Origin of the sequence: Streptomyces sp. NPDC053427 (assembly GCF_044544985.1) — a bacterium.
Classification (GTDB): Bacteria; Actinomycetota; Actinomycetes; order Streptomycetales; family Streptomycetaceae; genus Streptomyces.
In genome coordinates this window covers 157,020-175,702 of record NZ_JBITYA010000005.1, presented here as the reverse complement: position 1 = coordinate 175,702, position 18,683 = coordinate 157,020, and the positions used below count along the sequence as shown (strand labels likewise).

Below are 18,683 nucleotides of genomic sequence, written 5' to 3'. Positions count from 1 at the left end.
GGTGGCCCGGCCGGACGGGGGCGCCGGCCGGGACGTGCGAGGGGTGGCCCCCGGTCAGGCCGTGGGCTGACGCGGATCGGTGGGCGCATGGATGCCCGGTCCGCCGTTCTTGATCTCCTTGGTGGAGATCCGGGTGGGGTCGTCCGCATCGAGTGCGCCGGTGTCGACCGCCCCGTCCCCGTAGCCGAAGATCTTCTTCGGGAGGTCGACCAGCACCGTCTCGACGCTGTTGCCGTTGAAGACATGGGCGGTGGCCGGCTTGCTGTTGGCGAGGGTGTTGGTGATGCCGCGGGCGTGGCCGGCCCAGGCGTCCTGCCAGACCGCGTCCGGGTCCCCGCCCTGGCCGATCTTGTACGCGGCCTGGGCGGCGGTGTTGGCGAGCCCGGTGATCTGGCCGGTGGCGATGTCCCAGGCCCAGTCCTTCGCGCCGGACGGGTCGATGTGGGCGGTGTAGTCGTGCAGCGGGTTGTGCTGCTCGGAGTAGCTGCCGTTGGCGTCGACCGAGGTGGTCTTCTTGCTCGTGGTGTTGGTGACCGAGGCCGCCCCGGTGTTGCCCGCGTCAATCTTGTACACGGTGTGCGTGCCGTCGAGGTTCGGAACGGAATGGGTTCCGTCCACACCCTTCGGGCCGATCGTCAGGGAGGTGTTGCCGTCGGCGGTCGTGTAGGTGGGCTTTCCGCCGTCCGAGGGCTGGGTGATCGTGGTGTTGCCGCTCGAGGTCGTGGCCGTACCGTTGGTGATGACGGTCTCCGGGGCGCCCGTGGTCGGCGACTTCACGATCACATCGCCGCCGTAGACGCTGGTGATGACCGTGCCGTCGTTCAACGCGTGGGTCTGGATCGGTGGGGCTCCCGGGTGCGACGGGGGAAGCGGATTGCCGTTCGCGTCGAACAGCGCGCCCTTGTTGCCGACCGTGACCTTGTCGTTGGGGTCGTTGGTGGCCGTCACCTCGAAGGTGCCGTCGTTCTTGGTCGTCACGGTGTAGTTGTCGCCGGCGCTCGTCACCTTCGAGCCCTGGCCCCCCACCGGCACCTCGACGCTGGGCTCGTTGGCGTTGTTGTGCTTGACCTTGAAGGTCTCGGGCCCGATGCCGTTCCGGTCATTCGCGCTGAGGTCCTTGGGGTTGGGCGGCTCCTCGGTCTTGGTGATGGTGGTGGAGCCGGTGTCGACGGTGGTCTTGCCGCCGCCTCCGCCGGTCCCGAGGTTGCGGTCGCCGCCCTCGTGGTGGATCGTCGGGCCGTTGCCGGGCGCCTGGACGGTGATCCCGCCCTTGCCGTCGCCGTTGACGGTCGTGATGTCGACCGGCTTGCCGTTCGTCCCCTGGGTGTTGCCCCCCGGCTCCGGACCGACGCTGTGCACGCCCTCGGGCCCGTAACTCCCCTTGACCGGGCCGTAGGTGACGTCGACGTTGCCGGTGCCGTCGGCGTGCTGGAAGGTCGTACTGCCGGGCTCCTGTACCGGGTGCGTCCCCGGCGTCTCGATGGTCGTGCCCACCGGCCCGTTGCCGGCGTCCCCGTTGAACGCGATGTCGTGGCCGCCGCCGTGGACGTCGGGGCCCTTGTCCCCGAAGACGTGCTTGTCGGGGGTGTGCACGGTCGCGCTGTCCTTGCTGACGCTGATGTCGGCCTTGCTCGGCGGATTCACCACATCGACGGAACCGTCCGCGTTGGTCGTGTGCCCGGTGCCGCTGTTGTGCGTGGTGGTGTTGCTGAGACCGTTGTTGTCGCCGGTGACGGTGGTCTTGAAGCCCTGGCCGTGGTCGACGGTCGTGGTCGTGGTGGGGCCGTTGGCCCCGTTGGGGTGGGACGTGCTGTGGGTGGTGGGGCCGCCCGGGGTGGACACGTCGAACGAACCGTCCGGGTTGAGCGTGGCCTTGTCGCCGCTGGGGTGGGTGACGTTCATGCTGCCGTCGGGGTTCGCCGTGATGCCGGTGTTGGGGGCGTTGCTGTCGGTGAACTTCACCGCGCCGCCGTCCTGGGACTCGGTGTGCACGCCGCTGCCGGTGATGTCGACCTTGTCCTTCGTCACCGTGGCGTTGAACGGGGCGCCGCCGTCGGAGTTGGTGATCTCGGCGCCCGGCCCGGCCGCGGGCGGGCGGTTGTGGGTGATCTCGGCCGGTCCCTTGGTGACCGTGCCGTCGTTGCCGACCGAGAAGGTGTTGCCCTGATCGCTGATCGCGCTGCCGTTGTTGTCGGCGGTGACCGACGTGTTGTTGCCGGTGGGCGCGGTCGTGGTGGGCTGGGGTTGCTGGCCGCCGGTGTCGGTGGTGGTCGCCACGTTGGTGCCGTTGACGTCGGCGGCGGCGCCGTTGTCGTTGATGTGGGTCGTCGTGGCGCCGGAGGTGACGTCGGCACCGTTGTCCGTCGGCGCGACGTCCACCTTCGGGGTGGTGCCCTTCGGGCCGACGGACGTGGCACCGTTGTTGTGGTTCACGGTGACCGGCGCGTTGTTGGGCCCGGTGTGGATGGTGGAGCTCGTCGTCGTGGTGTGGGTGGTCGTGTCGGTCGCGGAGTTCGTGGTGACGGTCACCGGGTTGGCGGCGTCGTTGCCGGTCACCGTGGTCTTGTTCGGGGCCGTGGTGACCGTGACGTCGTTGTGGTTCAGGGTCGTGGTGTGGGCGCCGGGCGAGAAGGTCGCCGTGGTGCCGTTGCTGCCGTTGACGGTGAAGGTCGTGGTGCCGTCCGGGTTCTTGATGACGGTGGTGTCGCCATGGGTGACCGGCGCGCCCACGGCCGGCTGCTGGATGGGTGTGTCGATGGTCAGCGGACCGGTCTGGCCCTGCGGTTGCGGGCCCTGGACGGGCGTCTGCGGGATGTCGGTGCCCGGCGCGTAGTTGAGCGTGCCGTCGGGGTCGATGGTGTAGTCGGAGCCTCCGCCGCGGATCGTCCCCGAACCGTCCGGGTTGATCGTGTTGCTCTGGAAGGTGGGGTTGCCGCCCGGGTCGAAGTGCGTGGTGGTGAGCGTGCCGTCGGGCGCCTTGTTGATGCCGTTGACGTCGAACGAGCCGTCGTGGCCGACGTTGACCGTGCCGTTCGGTCCGTTGAACGTGGTGCCGTTGTTGTTGAACGTCACAGTGCCGGCACCGCCGGGGACGACGGTGCCGCCGCCCTGGCCGTCGGTGGTGACCGGTCCCGAGGTCACGCCGCCGTTCGGCCCCACGCTGACCGGGTTCGCACCGTCCGGGTTGACCGTGACGGCATTGTTGCCGCCGTTGTTGAAGGTCGTCTTCGTGCCGGTGCCGTCGGTGACGCTGAAGCCGTCGCCGTTCTGCGGGATGGTGACCTTCGTCCCGTCCCCGTGGGTGATGGCCGCGCCGCCGTTGTTGTTCAGGGTGGTGTTGGTGCCGTCCTGGCTCTGGAACGTCGTCGTGTTGCCGCCGTCGAGGGTGGTCGTGTGACTGCCACCGCCGTTCGCCGGGACGTCCACCTGGACATGGCCGGCGTTGTCCACCTTCACATGGCCGCCTCCGGGGAGGTCCGCGCCCGCCCCCGGGTTCGTCGGGTTGAAGTCGATGGACTGGTTGTTCCCGATGTCGTGGCTGACCGAGGGGTTCCCGGGGGTGAAGTCGTGTGCGATCACCGGGTTCCCGCCGGAGTTGACGGTGTTGACGTTGTTGTTCTGGCTGACGTTGATCCCGTCGCCGCCCACCGCGATGCCGTTGGTCCCCTGGTCGGTCACCGTGATGTTGCCGGTGGACACGTCGTGGGCGGAGACCGTGACCGGGTTGGCCGGGGTGGTCCCGTCCGCCTGGGTGGCGCCGGCCGGGGGGTTGATGTCGACGGTGGCGGGGTTGCCGTCCGGCAGGTTGTGCGTGAGCGAACCGCCGTCGTTCGGCAGGTTCGTGGTCGTGGCGTCCGGTCCCGCGGTCGACGTCAGCGGGCTCGGGGACGGCGACATCACCTTGTCGGAGACGGAGCTCGGCAGCACCGTGTCGCCCACGGCCTTGGCCGTGTCCTTGACGGCGCCCTCGGACACCGGTGTGGACACCTCGGTGCTCTGCCCGGTGGGGGTGTTGGTGTTCACGATCGTGTCGCCCTGGGGGCTCTCGATCGTGGTCGTGGTGGTCTGGTTGTTCGGTGTGCTCTTGGTCGACGCCGTGAAGCCGTCCGGCGTCGTCGTCTCCGACGTCGTCGAACTCAGCCCCGGCGCAAGGTCCAGATCGGGGCCGAGCCCGGTGTTCGTCGAGACCCCGTCCGGCGTCTCGATCGTCGTCGACGGCTTGCCCTCGGTGCTCGGGCTCTGCGTCGTCTTGATGCCGTGGGTGTCGACCTTCATCCCGCCGCCCTTGTTGGCGACGAACGCGCTGGAGAAGCTGTACTTGCCGTTCGTGATGCCCAGCGCTTCCTTGGAGAACGCCTTCTTGAAGCCCTCGTTGGCCTTGGCGCTGTTGCTGCCGAGGTTGGTGATGCCGGTCTTGAGGTTGGCGCCGAACTTCGACGCCCCGAACGCGGCCAGCGGCAGGGTGAGCGCCGCGGAGATGGCCGTGCCGATCAGCACGTCCTTCCAGTTGACCTCGGTCCCGTTGATGGCGTTGGTGACGACCGCACCGAGGGCACCGAGCCCGAAGTTGAGCGCGACGTCCTTGAGGACCGCGCCGCCCAGCGACAGCAGCACATGGGTGCTGGTGCCGATGATCCCCTTGCCGACGGTGTTCAGGAAGGCGCGGATGGCCGTGCTCATCGCCGCGATACCGGCCTTGATCGGGCCGGTCAGCTTCCCGACGGCACCCGCCACCTTGGCCACGATGGCGATCTTCCCCACCGTCGCGGCCAGTTTGCCCAGCAGGCCCAGCGCGGCCGCGCCCGGGATGATCGACAACACGCCGACGAGGATGTCGCCGACGTTGAACTTGCCGTTCATCCCCATCTTGAACAGCTGGACGCCGAGCAGCAGCAGCCCGGCGATCAGCCCGAAGATGGGGAAGAACACCGCGACGATCGCGACCAGCACACCCAGCACGATCTCGAACACCGGGTTGTCGGTCAGCCAGTCCGAGGCCACCTCGAAGACATTGCGGGCCGGAATGGCCTGCGAGGCGGCCTCCCGCAGCATCCGGCCGGCCTCGTTCGACCCGTCCTCGCGCAGCTGCCGGGCGGATTCGGCCAGCGACTTCGCCGCGCTCAACTTCTCGTTCGCGGCATCGATGGCGTTGTTCGCCGCCTGGTCCGTCGCCGCCTGATCGGGCGTGGCACCGGCCGGCGTGTCCGCCTTGTCCTTGCCCGCGCCCTCCGCCTGCGCCTCCAGACCCTGGTCGATCGCCTGGTCCAGCCTGCTCTGCGCATCGGTGAGCAGATCGGCGTAACGGGTGTACGCCTTGGCCGCGTTGCTGAACGACACCGCCGTCTTGTCCAGCATCTGCGGAACTTCCTGGATCCGCGCCTGCAACCCCTTCATGGCGTCGCCCTTGCCCGCCTTGATCTTCGACCCGTCGCCGAACAGCTGCAGCGCCTCGTTGGCCTGCGCGCTCAGCTCGTTGTAGTTCGCCGACAGATTCCTGATGCCCTCGGGCTCCCCGGGTGTCGGATCCTCGGCAAACCCGAGGATCTCCCACCCCGTGGGGTGTCGTCGTGCCATTGCGTCCTCCCCGCCTCTCCGGCTCGGGAGCAGGCACGGCCCGCACCGCCGGACGGTTCACCGCGACTTTTCCCGGCCGTCCGGTGAACCCCCGCCGCCCGCCGCCCGTGCGGCCTGGCAGCGAGCGCCGGTCCGGCAACGGCCGGCGAGACGGAGGAGGACCCCAACCGTGAGCACTGCACGCACCGCATCCCTGGCAAGAGAAACCACCCCGCGCCGCCGCGCCCGACGGCCGGCCGCACGGGCCCTCGCGCTCACCGCCGCGGCCGGACTGACCCTGATCGCCGGGGCCGTCGCCGCCCCGTCGGCGTCCGCGGCCGACAACGTCAAGTACTACGTCGTACGCAGCGCGGAGCAGAACGGCGGCCACAAGGAGACGCTGTGCCTGATCGCCCAGCGCGTCCTGCACGACTGCAACCGCTTCCAGGAGATCTTCAACCTGAACAAGGGCCGGGTCCAGCCCGGCGGCGCCACCTTCAACGACCCCAACACGGTCGAGGCCGGCTACGTCCTGCAGCTCCCCGCCGACGCTGCCGGTACCGGCGTCCAGGTCGGCCCGCTCCCGGCGGCGGGGCAGGGCCCGTCCGTGGCGCCCCGCTCCGGCCAGGGGACGACGCCGGACGCGGGCCGCGCCCCGGTCACCCAGCAGTCGTCGGGCAACCCCTTCACCGGCATCGGCGACCGGGTCTCCCTGCCGCTGGTCGGGCTCGGCGCCGGCGGCGTCGCCCTGCTCACCCTGCTGGTGGTCTTCCGCAAGGCCTTCGGCCGGGGCCTGCGCAGGTCGGGCAGGGGCATGGGGGCGGCCGCGTACGCGCTCCGCCCCCGGCTGCCGCAGTTCGCCGAACTGGCCCTGCGCCGACGCCGACGCGAAAGCCTGGGCAAGCGCCTCGCGGCCGACACCCGCACCCCGCTGGTCGTCCGGCACGCGGTGCACGAACTCGTCAAGAACCCCGACGAGTCCGGCCCGGTCCGCGTCTACAGCGCGCTCGCCACCGCCTCCCGGATCTCCGTGGCGGTCTCCGGGGGCGCCACCCCGCCTCCGCAGTGGACGGCCGTCACCCCCAACCGCTGGGAGCGGACGGGGCACCCGGCGGTCGGCGACCTGGACACCGCGTGGGAGGTCTCCTGCCCGCATCTGGTCCGCGTCGGCTGGGACGGTGACACCGCCGCCCAGGTCCTGGTGGACCTCGCGGGGATCAACGGCGCACTGAGCCTGACCGGCGACCTCGCCGTCGCCCAGGACACCATCGCCGCCCTGGTCCGGGGCCTGCTCGACGCGCCCCGGCAGCGCACCGTGGTGCTGCTGGTCGACCCCACCGCCACCGCCATGCCCGGATTCCAGGGCGTGCTGCGCCTCCCCACCGCACACGAACTGGTCGGCAAGGCGCCGGCCGAAGTGCTCGAGGGCGCCGAGGGCCTCGGTCTCGGCCTGGTGAAGGGCGGCGCCCGCAGCGGCCCGGTGAACGGCTTCGTCGTCGTCCCCAACCCCGCCTCCGCCACGGACGCCCAGGTGCTGGCCGAACTGAGCTCGCCGGAGGGCGGCTCCTGGATCGTGCTGGCCGTCGGCGATGTGCACGGGGCGCACTGGCGCTGGCACGCGCACCCGGACGGACTGGTGGACACCGGCGTCCTCGGGCTGCGGGTCGTGGTGCCCGGCCAGACCCGGATCGTCTCCGGGGCCGGCGCCACCACCGCGGCACCGGCCCGGCAGACCGGAGTCGTCCCCGAAGGACGCCTCCTGGCGCGGTAGCCGCGCCCCCCCTGCGGCAGCGTGGACCACGGAAACACCCCTGAACGTCGGGCGGTCCACCGACTCGCGCTGCTCTCCCCGCTGGTGGACCGCCCGACCGCACAACCCGTCAGGTGGTGGGAGTCCCCCGACTCCCACCACCTGACGGCTCTTCGTTGTCCGGCCCGGCCGGCACCTCCACGAGGGGGGTGCCGGCCGGTCGTGCGACGGTCGCGCCTCGGCCGTGTGCCGGACGGCGGCGAGCGCCCGGCCCACCCGGCGTGCGGGGTAACGGTGCCGGGTGGGCGACGCCCCGTTCACCGTGGCGCGCCGCGGCGAGTGAGGGCCGCACCGGCACCCCGGCCCGCCTGCCGCAGCGCACCCTGCGGCGCCCCGCGCACCCGCCGGTGCCCCGCGCACCCCGCGGACTCCGGCCACCGCAACGAGGGCCGGACACACCACACACCCCCGTGAACGCAGCAAGGGAAGACGCCCCGGAGAGAACCTCCGGGGCGTCTTCCCCGTCCCGTACCGCGCGGTGCCGCGGAACTACGTCACCTTGACGAGCTTCCCCTCGGGCGAGACGGCGTACCACGTGCCGCCGACCCCCTGCCCGTTCGTGTCACCCGGCTGCTTGTCACCCTTGAACGTGTAGACCGGCCAGCAGTTGACCGTCTGCTGCTTGATCCCGTCGGGCCGCTTCATCACCAGGAAGTTCTTCTTGATGACGCCCGGCGCGTCGTTCTTGTCCACCGGCTGGACCACGGGCCACTTGTCCAGGCAGGCGCCGGTGCACGCCGACTTCATCGGCCACGCCGAGTCCTTCGTGAAGCGGTAGACCGTGAAGCCCCGCTTGTCGACCAGGATCTTCCCGAGCGCGGGGTCCTTGCGCACCGACAGCCCCGGCAGCTTCTTCCCGGCCTCCGCACCGGCCTTCTTGCCCTTGGCCGCCTTGCTGCCGTCCGCCGCCGCGGCGAACCACACCCCGCCCGACCCCTGCCCGTTGGCCTGCTTGGGCTTGGTGTCGCCCACGTAGCGGTACACCGGCCAGCCACCCACCGTGAGTTGCTTGGTCCCGTCGGCGCGGGTGACCGAGCCCAGTGCCGACTTGCCGACCTTCGCCGAGGCCGATGCACCGGCGGCCGGGACGACCGGCCAGGTCTTCGCGCAGTCGCCCGCGCAGCGCGACGTCGGCGGCTTCGCGGTGTCCTTGTCGAACCGATAGAGCGTGAAGCCGGCGCTGTCGGTGAGCACATCGCCCAGCTCGTTGCTCTCCCACACGCTCAGCTCCCCGGCGGGCCCGGTGGGCACGCTGGCCACCTGCTTCCCGTTGGCGCCCGCCGGCGCCACCTTGTCCTGGGCCGGCGCTTCCTTCCCGCCACACGCCGCTGTCGCAAAAGCCAACGCCGCCGCCGTCACCGCGATCGAGGCGCTCCGCCACTTCACCATGTCCACTCCCGTACGTCCTCTTCACCGGCGCGGATCAGCGCCCTGGTCGACAGAAGGCACGGACGGCGGGGCGGATGCGTTCACCAGCCCCGGCTCCGGTCCGCGACCCGGCCGAGGCCATCGCCCTGTACCTCGCCTGCCTGACGGACCTGGTAGCCGACGCCCCCGCGAAACCGCCCGCCCCCAGGGCCGACGCCGACGCCGACGGCGCGTCCGGGTCGCCGACCGGACCCGGCCCGTACGCCGCCCGCCAATTCGGAAGCGAAGCCGCCAGGCACGGCCTTGCGGTCGGTTACTGTGCGCGAATGTCAAACGCGCTTGAGCACGGCGGCTACCGGACGGGCGGCCTATGGATCGCGGCAGGAATCTCGTTGGGCGCCGTGGTGGTCGGCTCAGGGCTCGCCCTGTTCGGCATGCTCGAATTCGACGAGCGATGCATGCAGGGGGTCACGCAGGGGCCGGGCCGGCTCCTGCGGGTGCGGCAGCAGGCGTTTCCACCGGCCACCTTCTGCGAGTTCCAGCACGGAGAAGTCTCCTCGATCGGTGGCCGGGGAGTGCTCGGTGTGCTGCTCTGGGGCAGCCTGCTGGCCCTGGTCACCTGCCTGTTCGTGGCCCTGATCGCGGAGTGTTTCGATCCGCGGGTCGGCAGCGATCTGGTGAAGCCGATGTCCAGGGCCGAGAAGCTCCGACGCACGTGGACGGCGCTTTTCGTGACCGGCTCCGTGTTCCTCATGTTCTACGCACTGGCTGGATGGCGGCTGTTCGCGGGGCCGTCGTCCGCCTGCTCGGCAGGAGCCGACTGGGGAACCCAAGCACCGAAGACGCTGGAATACAGCTTCTTCCCACCTCAGGCGACCTGCCGGTACACCAGCGGCCTGACGCGGCAGATGAACCCCGACTGGGTGGCTTCACTGGCAATGGAGTTGGCCGTTCCCACGCTGATAGCCGGAGTCGGCTTCGTCCTTGCCTGGAGGCGCCGGGGCGCGGAACGACGGGCGACGCAGCAAGAGCAGGACGCCGTCCCGGCGGACTCCGGCGCCGCTGATCGAGGAGACCGGCCCTGAAGGGTCTTGCAGAAGCCCGCGAGGCGGGCATGTTCCTCGTACGAGTGGGGTGTTGAACGCTGAGGCACGCCTTCGCCCGGATGAAGAGGGACCGGTACCGGCCTCGATCGCCGCGATGCCGGACGAGCGGTGGAACGAGCCGTTCGTGCGCAAAGGCACCTTGGCCGAGCCGCAGCGGCTGCCGGCCGGCCCGGAGGCGTTCGCCCGGACCCGCCTCCACCCCACCGAGGGTCCGGCTTACCGGCCCATGAACCGAACGCCGGTACGTCTGTCCTCAAGCAGAGGTCCGGGGCGCCGAGCGGTCCCGGGGCGCGGACATCCGGTCCACCATCCGTACGACCATGCGGCGGCTCGCGAGCCGTCCGCCGAGGGCCATGATCCGGTTCATGCCTCCGGAGATCACGCTCGGCGGCGGGTTCTTCCGGTCCAGCGCCTTCAGCGCGGTGCGTACGACCTCCTCGGAGGTCTGCATCTTGGTGCCGCCGGCGGCGTCCTCCGAGCCGGCCACGTCGAAGAATTCCGTCTTCGTCGCGCCGGGCGACAGCGCCAGGACGCGAAGCCCGGTGCCCTGGGACTCCTGCCAGAGGGCCTCGGTGAAGCTGAGTACGAAGGCTTTGGTGGCGCCGTACACGGCCATGTTCGGGACGGGCTGGTAGGCGGCCATGCTGGCGACGTTCACCAGCACGCCCTCGCCGCGGGCGCGCAGCGGGCCGATGAAGGCGCGGCTGATGTCGACGACGGCCATCACGTCCAGGCCCACCTCCTGGCGGAGCCGCTGCGGGTCCTCCTCGTGGAAGCGGCCGTAGGTGCCGAAGCCGGCGTTGTTGATGACACTGGAGACCGTGATGCCGCGCCGGTCGACCTCGGCGGCCAGCAGCTCGCCGCACCCGTCGACGGCCAGGTCCATGGTGATCGTCTCCACCGCGACGCCGTGGGCCGCGGACAGCTGCTCGGCGAGCGCCTTCAGGCGGTCCTCGCGGCGGGCGACGAGCACCAGGTCGGAACCTCGCGCGGCGAGCCGGCGGGCGAATTCGGCGCCCAGGCCCGAGCTGGCGCCGGTGATCAGGGTGGTCCTGCCTCGGTAGTCGACCGCGTTCACAGTGGCTCCTCGCTCATCGGATGACATCGTCGAGAATCACTGTATGCCCGGTTGGCAGTCGCTGCCAATCGGGCAGCAGGGGTCAGACTGGCGGTCTGCCTATATGCTGGCCCGATGGGGACCACCGCAACGCAGCCGAGCCTGTGGGACCGCTCCCGGCAGGCCGTGGTCGCGAGCATCTTCGACACGGCCATGCGGCTCTTCGCCGAGCAGGGCTACGAGGCCACGACGATCGCGCAGATCGCAAAGGAGGCGGGCATCTCCCAGCGGTCGCTGTTCCGGTACTTCGGTACCAAGGAGGACATCGTCTGCGGCGAGCAGGAGGAACTCGGGGAGCTGCTGCGCGCGACGGTGGAGGCCCAGCCCGCCGCCGCCACCGCGTGGGAGGCCCTGCGCGCCGGCTTCGAAGTGCTCATGAATGCGCACGGCGACGCCGAGCGGCTGAGGGAGATCACGGCACTGATCTTCGACACCCCGTCGCTGCGCGCCCGCTACACGCAGAAGCGGCTGCGCTGGCAGGAGCTGGTCCTGCCCGCCGTCAGGGCCCGCATGCCCGCGGGGGAGGGCCCGGTCTCCGAGGTCCGCGCCGCAGCGGTCGTCGCGACCGTCTTCGCCTGCGTGGACGCCGCCACCGAAGCCTGGGTCCGCGACGGCGGCCGCGTCGACCTGGCGGCCCTCTACGACGAGGCACTGGCCGCCGTACGGGGCTGATCGAACGCGACGGGCGCCCGCGGAGGTCGCCGCAGACGCCCTCGACCCGGACGCTCACCGGTGGACCGATGCCCGCACAGCGGCGCCACCCGCCGCATCGCCAGAGGGCGCGCCAGGATGCCGCGACCCTCAACACCCGGTTAGTCAAAGGCAGTTGGCGACGTGCCTAGCGGCAGTTGTCCGTTGACGAGGCGGACTTCGGGAACCGCCGCCATGCTCCGTCCGTCTGGGAGTGAGACGAAGGGGGCGGGGCGTGATCGCGTGGCTGGGCCTGTGGCTGGCGTTGTGCATCTGGCTGACGGCCGGTGCGTTCGCCTATGTGGCATGGAAGCGCCGGCGCCGTCCGCCACGGCACCTGCGATGGGCTGTGCTGGGGGCGGTTACAGGTGCTGTGGGGTACGCGCACACGCTGGCGTACGGATTCGCGCTGACCCGGCCGGCAACGGTGTGCGGTCAGCGCACCCTCGACGACGACTTCCCGCTGACCCACGTCCGCGTCGACGTTTTCCCGCCGCGCCTCGCGTGCTACTGGACGGACTCGTCGACGTACGGCGCCGGCCACCCCACCTCCGCGGGCGGATGGCTGATGTGGTGCGGCGTGGCGTTGCTGGTGGCGGGCACGGTCGCCTGGGCGACGGACCGCCCCTCGCGGACGGCGCGCTGGGCCAGAGCGGGCGTGATCCTGGCGCCCGCTGTTGCCGCCACGATCTGGGTCACCAGGGTGGACCGATTCATGGGCCTGTCGACCGTCGATCTCCACAACGAGTGCTTCACCTGGCAGGTGGGTCATCTGCAGTCCGCACCTACCGGAGACATCCTGAGAACCGACCGCAGCCTTCTGCCGCCGGCCGTCGACTGCGTCTTCACCGACGGCGTCGTAAGCCTCATCCGCATGGAAGCACTCGGTCTGTGGTGCTGCCTGGTCGCGCTCGTCATCTGCTGCGCGGCGCTTCTCCAGCGGGTGCCCCTGCCGGTCACGCGCGGTCGCGGACCTCGGTGAGCAGGCTGCCGGCGCGTCGCAGGCGGCCGGGGGAGTCGCCCCGGACCGCAGCCGACCGCGGCGCTCCGGAAGCATTCCGAAGCATTCCTCGAACTGCGGCTGCGGCTGCGGTCAGGCTCCGGCGTCGCTCATGACCCGCTCTCGCTCCCCTGCCGGCGGAGGCTGTGGAACGAGTCGTACTGGTCCTTCATCAGGTCGTGGAAGGAGTCGAAGCGCTCCGGCCCCATACCTGACCACGAGGCGAGCCAGTATCCGGCCCATTCGCCGCGCTCGTCGACGTCCTTGGGGTCGAGGAGCATGATGGCGGCGTCGCCGTCGAGAGACAGACGCAGGGAACGGGCGAGGATCTCGCCCTCGGGCTCTTCGTCCTCGTCCTCGTCGGCGAACTCGGTGTCGCGGTACGCGTCGATCCAGCCGGAGTCCTCGTCGGTATCGGCCAGCCAGGCGAGCTCGGAGGTGCCCGCGAGCCGGTAGATGAAGTTGCCCGCGTCCCGCCACCCGTTGGTGGTCAGCAGGAACTCACGGAGCGAGGGCGGCAACGTCCGGCCCAGTCGGGCCTCGGCCGCCGCGACCTCCTCCGCACTCGCCGGGGCGAACCCGAGCCAGCCGTTCCGTATGACCTCGTCGTCCAAAGGCGCGTCCTGCTCCGGGTCGTGCCCGACGATCCACTCCTCGCTCCACTGTTTCAGGAACGGCCGCCACTGCTCGCGGTTCATGCGTTTCCCTTCCGCGTCGGAAATTGCCGAACTTCACTACGTCAACAACAGCACATGGGTCTGACATTCACCGCGTCCGGCCGGTCGCACCACCGCACCCCAACTCGCCGCACCAGCCCGGCCCGAGCTCTGTCACGGTCACGGCGAACGGGAAGAGATCACCGCATCTTCCTCGAACGCGCGGTCTCTATGCTGACAACATGATCGATGTACCCCTTTCGGCGCTGGAAGTCGCGATGGTCCAAACGGGCACCCGAGCCGTGGAGACCCTGCGCGAGACCACCGCCTTCGCGCAGGCAATGGAACGGCTGGGCTACCACAGGATCTGGTACGCCGAGCACCACCACTCGCCCGCCATCGGCGCCTTCCCGCCGGTCGTGTTGACCGCGCACTCCGCCGCCTCGACCTCGGCCATCCGTCTCGGCTCGGGCGGAGTGCTGGCACCCAACCACGCACCCCTCACGCTGGCGGAGCAGTTCGGCACGCTGGCCGCCTTGCACCAGGGCCGCATCGACCTGGGTATCGGGCGTGGCCCCGGCACCTTCGACGAGGCCACCGCACGGGCACTGCGCCGCGGAGCCGGACCGACGACGGACGCGGAGTACCACGGCGACGTGGCCGCGATCCTGTCCTTTCTGGTCGACGAAGTCGCACTCGACCCGCTGCCGGAACCCTGGCTGCTGGTCTCCAGCACCGCAGGTGCCGCTCTCGCCGCAGGACTCGGCCTGCCGATCGCCGTCGCCCACCACATCCGGCCGGACAACACCACCGCGGCGCTGGAACGTTACCGGGCGGAGTTCACCCCGTCCCGTTGGTGCGAGCAACCCCGCGTGCTGGTGTGCGTGGAGACGGTGTGTGCCGAGACGGAAGAGCAGGCCGCGTGGCGAGTCGGACCGATGGACGTCGTCAAAGCCGGCCTCCTCAAAGGCCTGAGCGACATCCCCTTCCCCACACCCGCGGATGCGGCCGCCCACCCGTTCACGGCAGAGGAGCGAGGGGCGCTGGCCGGCTTCCGTGCCCAGCAAGCCGTCGGTACGCCCGAGACCGTCGTACACCGGCTTGCCCAACTGGCCGGTGACACCGGCGCGGACGAACTGATGCTGACCACACCCGTCTACGACCTCCGCGACCGCATCCGCTCCTACGAACTCATCCAGCAGTACTCCGAGGCCACGACAACGGCAGCGCCGTAGGGACCCTGCCGGGAGGGGGCAGCGGCTCGGTGGATGAACGGGTGTGTGGTGGAGCGGGCGGGTCGTCTCGTCGAGCGGTGGTGGACCAGCGGGACCGCCCCGCAGACGGCCGGGAGTCAGTCCGCTGTGGTGTTCTCCGCGCGGGACAGGGCGACTTCGAGTACGACCAGCAGCGCATCCCGGACCGAGCCCGTGTTGCGCGCGTCGAAGACGACCAGCGGTACATGGTCGGAGATGTCCAGCGCCCACCGCACCTCGTCGAGGCTGTGGTGGAGTTCGCCGTCGAATGCGTTGACCGCGACGGCGAACGGGATGCCCTTGTGCTCGAAGTAGTCGACCGCGGCGTAACAGTCGTCCAGGCGGCGGGTGTCCACGATCACCAGGCTGCCGAGCGCGCCCTCGACCACGTCGTCCCACATGAACCCGAACCGGTCCTGGCCCGGCGTGCCGAACAGGTAGAGCTTCAGCGTCGGGTCGATGGTGAGGCAACCGAAGTCCATGGCGACCGTGGTGGTGGTCTTGCCGGGGGTGTGGGAAAGATCGTCCACGCCCGCCGCGACCTCGGTGATGGCGGCTTCCGTGGTCAGCGGCCGGATCTCGGAGATCGAGCCCACGGCCGTGGTCTTGCCGACGCCGAAGCCGCCGGCGATGACCAACTTGACCGGCAGCGGCGGCTGTTCAACCGCTGTCACGGAGTGTGCCCCGTGAGTCGGGGACGGCACGGAGACCATCGATAACCCTTCGCAGTACGGAGATGTCCTGGGTTGTCCTGGCGTTCGGGACGTGCACCGCCAGATGTCCGGCGGTGCACAGGTCCTCCGCCAGCACCCGGACCACGTTGAGGTGGAGGCCCAGCCGCGCGGCCAGTTCCGCCACCGACTGGGGCCGTCGGCAGGCGGCGACGAGGTCGTGTCGTTCGAAGGCGAGCGAGCCCAGGGCGGAGAGCCCGGACGAGGTCGCCACGACCTGGGTCTCGACGGGGAGCGGTGGGCCGGCGCCGCCTCCCGCCACCCGGCCGGCGGTCAGCAGGAAAGGCCGGATCGCGGGAGCGCGGCCGGTCGGCTCCGACGGGCCCCGGACTCTGCCCTCCCCCACGCTCTGGGCTTCGCTCGAGCCGGGGGACCCCCATGAGCAGGGGGGACCCGCACCCTCGTCCGGTTCTGGTTCACCGGCGGCCATCATGATCCTCTTCTCGGCGCCTGCACCCTGCCTCCACGGTGTGGGACGGTCAGCGGGCCGGTGCCGCGCCGGCGTTGTTCTTGAGCTCCAGCACCAGCTGGGGGGTGAGCGCGCTGCCGGCCCGGTTGGCGAAGAGGGTCATCTCGTAGGCGATGTTGCCGAGCTTCGCCTCCTTCGAGGTCACCACGCCCAGGACGGCACCGCAGCCGATGGCCGACACCAGTACATGGCCGCCCTCCAAGTCGATGATGACCTTGTTGAGGCCGCCGAGGCCGTAGTTGCCGGAGGCGCCGGCGGCCAGACTCGTGACGCCCGACACGATCGCTGCGAGTCGCTCGGAGTCGGCCTGCTCGCGCAGTCGGGAAGCGGCGATCAGCAGGCCGTCGGAGGACACCGCGATGGCGTCGACGACACCGGCGGTCTGGGTGGCGAAGCGGTCGAGCAGCCAGGTGAAGTCGGCAGCGGCGGCCGTCAGATCAGTGGCTTCCGCCCGCTCGGAACTGCTCTTACCTGTCGGCGTGGTCACTGCCCGACTCCTTCCGGGGTTGTGGGTGAGGCGATGGCTCTGGATCGGTCGGGGCGGCAGCGGTCTCTTGCTCCGCCCTGCGTACGGCGGCCTCGAATGCGTCGAGTTCCGAACGGACCGCGTCGGCGTCGACGGGTCGGCGCACGGCTTGGGTCTCCCGGTCGGCCATGGGGGTGGTCATCTCAAGCGTCGCACCCCGCACCCGCCGCCGTAGCGGCCGGGCGGACTGTGCCGACGGCGGCTCGACCGCGGGGGCGGTCCGCTGCGCGTCCGTGCGGTGCGGGAGGCGCCGGGGGAGTTCGCCTTGCGGCGTGGGGGTGGCGGGCCGCCGTTCGGGCGTGGCGGTGGGGGTCCGCACCGGCAGGGGAGTGGCGGCGGCCGGTGTGGGCGCGGGCGCGGTGGGCTCCGGCCTGGGCGTCGCCGGGCGCCGGGACGCGTCGACGGCGTCGGCCTCGGCGTCGGACTCGGTCCCCGCGGCGGCCTCGGCCACGTCCACTGCCGGGGACGGCGTGGCGGCGGGGCTCACGGCCAGCAGCAGGGCGGAGGGGAGCCAGACGCTGCCGGTGACCCCGCCGCCCGGTGTGCGGCTGAGGGTGACCCGTATGCCCGAGCGCCGGGCGAGGTTTCCGACCACGAACAGGCCGAGGACCTTGGTCGGTACGAGGTCGAGCCGTTCCCGGCGGATCAGCCGGGAGTTCTCCTCGGCGAGGCGTTCGGCGCTCAGGCCCAGGCCGTGGTCGATGACCTCGATCAGGGCACCACCGTCCGAGGTGACGTCGGTGCCGGGCCGGACGACCACCTCGACGGGGGTGTCGGACGGGGAGAACGAGACCGCGTTCTCCAGCAGTTCGGCGAGCATCAGCGTCAGATCGTCGACGATGTCCGGCCCGACGGTGACCTCGGTCTCGGACCGCAGGGACACCCGCTGGTATCCCTCGATCTGACCGAGCCCGGCCCGTATGACATTGACCAGGGAGGTCGGGTGGGCCTCCAGCTCCGGGTCACGGATGCCGGCGAGCAGCATCAGACTGTCGGCGTTGCGCTGGAGGCGTACGGCGATGTGGTCGATGCGGTACATCCGCTCCAGGACGTCCGGGTCGGTCTCCTCGCGTTCCACGGCGTCGATCAGCAGGAGCTGGCGTGAGGTGAGGTTGCTGACCCGGCGTCCGACGTTGCCGAACATCTCGGCGACGTTGCGGCGGCTGAGCACCTGCCGTTCCAGCAGCGCCGCGGCGGTGACCTGCACCTGGTTGAACGCCTCGGCCAGGTGGCCGATCTCGTCGCGGACCGGAACGGGGATCGGCCGCGGCCGCAGCGGGGTGCCGTCCGCCGACTCGTCGTCCTCGACCTTGGCCAGTTCCTCGCCGGCCACGTCGACCACCTGCTGGGCGGCGCCGGTCAGGGCCGCCAGGGGACGTACGACCGAGCGCCGGACCAGGACGGAGAAGGTCAGCCAGGAGGCGAAACCGAGCAGGGCGAAACCGAGCATCGTCAGCGCGTTGTCCAGGGAGTCCCGCGAGAGACCGTCGGCCTGCGCGGCGATCTGCCGGATCAGCGACCGGGTGATGGCGAGCCGGGCCTCGGCCTGCCGGCTTCCGGCGGCCATCGCCTTGCGCAGCTGCTGCGGGGTCTGGCCCTGCAGGGATCCGGGATCGATCTGGAGCTCCGCGAACTGGGCCTCGATGCCGTTCTCCTCGGCATCCCGATCGATCCCGCCCAGGCGCAGGACCTGGTCCGGGTCGGCGATCCTGGCGAATCGTTCCGTCTGCTCCTCGTAGAGCTTGTGGGCACCGACCGCACGCGTGTACTCGGTGAGCGCGTTGGCATCCCGGGTCTGGGCGGAGAACACCCCGCTCTCGAAGGCGGCGTGGGCGGCGTCGGCGCGCAGTACCGTGTCGAGAAGGTTGACGACCGAGGACGACGACGTGCCGACGAAGCGGTCGAGGCCGATGCCGTCGATCAGGTAGCCGACCGCGGCGGCGTACGCGGGGTCGATGCCGGCGGCCGGAACCGATCCCCGTTCGACCTTGTCGCGCAGCACGGCAAGGCCCCGGATGTACGCGAGGGCCCGCGTTTCCTTCTTCGGCAGGCCCGCTCCGAATGCGGACTGCACGGCGGCGACCTGCTCGTCGGTGTCCCGCTGCGTGCGACGGTAGGCGGCGGTGGAGGGCAGGGCGACGCCGGGCCGGGCCGACTCCTGCTCCACGGACAGCAGCAGCGCCTGCCGGTGTTCGGCCTGGACGTCGTTGATCAGCCTCGTGACCTGCTCGCTGTCGCGCACCAGCTCCGCGGTCCGGTCGGCGTCCAGGGCCTTGTCCATCTGCGTGTTGACGCCGACGCCCAGAAGCACGCCGACGACCGCGACGGGCGCGATCACCAGAACGTTGAGCTTCCGCCGGAACGGCCATCGGTCCAGGAGGGCGCCCGCCTGGAGACGGAACCG

General features: G+C 70.8%; 13 protein-coding genes. 5 read left to right on the top strand and 8 right to left on the bottom strand.

The genetic code is table 11. From position 1 onward, the window contains the following. Positions 1-54: 54 nt before the first annotated feature. Entirely contained in the window at positions 55-5,574 is a 5,520-nt protein-coding gene (locus tag ACIGWZ_RS15555) for a beta strand repeat-containing protein (protein WP_400064700.1), read from the bottom strand. 169 nt (positions 5,575-5,743) lie between these two features. Here ACIGWZ_RS15555 and ACIGWZ_RS15550 point away from each other — a divergent pair, with 169 nt between their 5' ends. Next, positions 5,744-7,324 carry a hypothetical protein gene (locus ACIGWZ_RS15550; RefSeq protein WP_400064698.1) on the top strand — a complete coding sequence of 527 codons (1,581 nt, stop codon included), beginning with the start codon at positions 5,744-5,746 and terminating at the stop codon, positions 7,322-7,324. Between the two features lie 528 nt (positions 7,325-7,852). Here the strand turns inward: ACIGWZ_RS15550 and ACIGWZ_RS15545 are convergent. Continuing rightward, entirely contained in the window at positions 7,853-8,752 is a 900-nt protein-coding gene (locus ACIGWZ_RS15545; protein ID WP_400064696.1) for an SCO0930 family lipoprotein, read from the bottom strand. 305 nt (positions 8,753-9,057) lie between these two features. On the opposite strand from ACIGWZ_RS15545, the gene ACIGWZ_RS15540 reads away from it, so the two are divergent. After that, positions 9,058-9,816 (top strand): hypothetical protein, encoded by a 759-nt coding sequence (locus ACIGWZ_RS15540; RefSeq protein WP_400064694.1) that lies wholly within the window; start codon positions 9,058-9,060, stop codon positions 9,814-9,816. A gap of 274 nt (positions 9,817-10,090) precedes the next feature. Here ACIGWZ_RS15540 and ACIGWZ_RS15535 read toward each other — a convergent pair whose 3' ends face one another. Beyond that, a complete protein-coding gene (locus tag ACIGWZ_RS15535; protein WP_400064692.1) occupies positions 10,091-10,915 on the bottom strand; it encodes an SDR family NAD(P)-dependent oxidoreductase in 825 nt (274 codons plus the stop codon). A 114-nt stretch (positions 10,916-11,029) separates the two neighbouring features. Between ACIGWZ_RS15535 and ACIGWZ_RS15530 the strand changes: the two genes are divergently transcribed. After that, a complete protein-coding gene (locus tag ACIGWZ_RS15530; RefSeq protein WP_400064690.1) occupies positions 11,030-11,626 on the top strand; it encodes a TetR/AcrR family transcriptional regulator in 597 nt (198 codons plus the stop codon). A 253-nt stretch (positions 11,627-11,879) separates the two neighbouring features. Then, the gene (locus ACIGWZ_RS15525) at positions 11,880-12,626 is read left to right on the top strand and encodes a hypothetical protein (protein ID WP_400064688.1); all 747 of its coding nucleotides are present in this window, start codon (positions 11,880-11,882) and stop codon (positions 12,624-12,626) included. A gap of 128 nt (positions 12,627-12,754) precedes the next feature. Here ACIGWZ_RS15525 and ACIGWZ_RS15520 read toward each other — a convergent pair whose 3' ends face one another. Beyond that, positions 12,755-13,342: an SMI1/KNR4 family protein gene (locus ACIGWZ_RS15520; RefSeq protein ID WP_400064686.1), complete on the bottom strand. Its 588-nt coding sequence runs from the start codon at positions 13,340-13,342 to the stop codon at positions 12,755-12,757. Between the two features lie 200 nt (positions 13,343-13,542). Between ACIGWZ_RS15520 and ACIGWZ_RS15515 the strand changes: the two genes are divergently transcribed. Beyond that, a complete protein-coding gene (locus ACIGWZ_RS15515; protein ID WP_400064684.1) occupies positions 13,543-14,535 on the top strand; it encodes an LLM class flavin-dependent oxidoreductase in 993 nt (330 codons plus the stop codon). Between the two features lie 116 nt (positions 14,536-14,651). Here the strand turns inward: ACIGWZ_RS15515 and ACIGWZ_RS15510 are convergent, their stop codons facing one another. The 4 genes from ACIGWZ_RS15510 to ACIGWZ_RS15495 are packed head-to-tail and all read right to left on the bottom strand — an operon-like array spanning position 14,652 to position 18,617. Next, a complete protein-coding gene (locus ACIGWZ_RS15510; protein WP_400064682.1) occupies positions 14,652-15,266 on the bottom strand; it encodes a GTP-binding protein in 615 nt (204 codons plus the stop codon). Continuing rightward, the gene (locus ACIGWZ_RS15505) at positions 15,214-15,717 is read right to left on the bottom strand and encodes a DUF742 domain-containing protein (RefSeq protein ID WP_400064680.1); all 504 of its coding nucleotides are present in this window, start codon (positions 15,715-15,717) and stop codon (positions 15,214-15,216) included. The genes ACIGWZ_RS15510 and ACIGWZ_RS15505 overlap by 53 nt, the downstream gene beginning before the upstream one ends. A gap of 46 nt (positions 15,718-15,763) precedes the next feature. Further along, entirely contained in the window at positions 15,764-16,240 is a 477-nt protein-coding gene (locus ACIGWZ_RS15500; RefSeq protein WP_400064678.1) for a roadblock/LC7 domain-containing protein, read from the bottom strand. Continuing rightward, positions 16,221-18,617, bottom strand: a complete 2,397-nt coding sequence (locus ACIGWZ_RS15495; protein WP_400065394.1) for an ATP-binding protein — start codon at positions 18,615-18,617, stop codon at positions 16,221-16,223. The genes ACIGWZ_RS15500 and ACIGWZ_RS15495 overlap by 20 nt, the downstream gene beginning before the upstream one ends. Positions 18,618-18,683 lie beyond the last annotated feature (66 nt).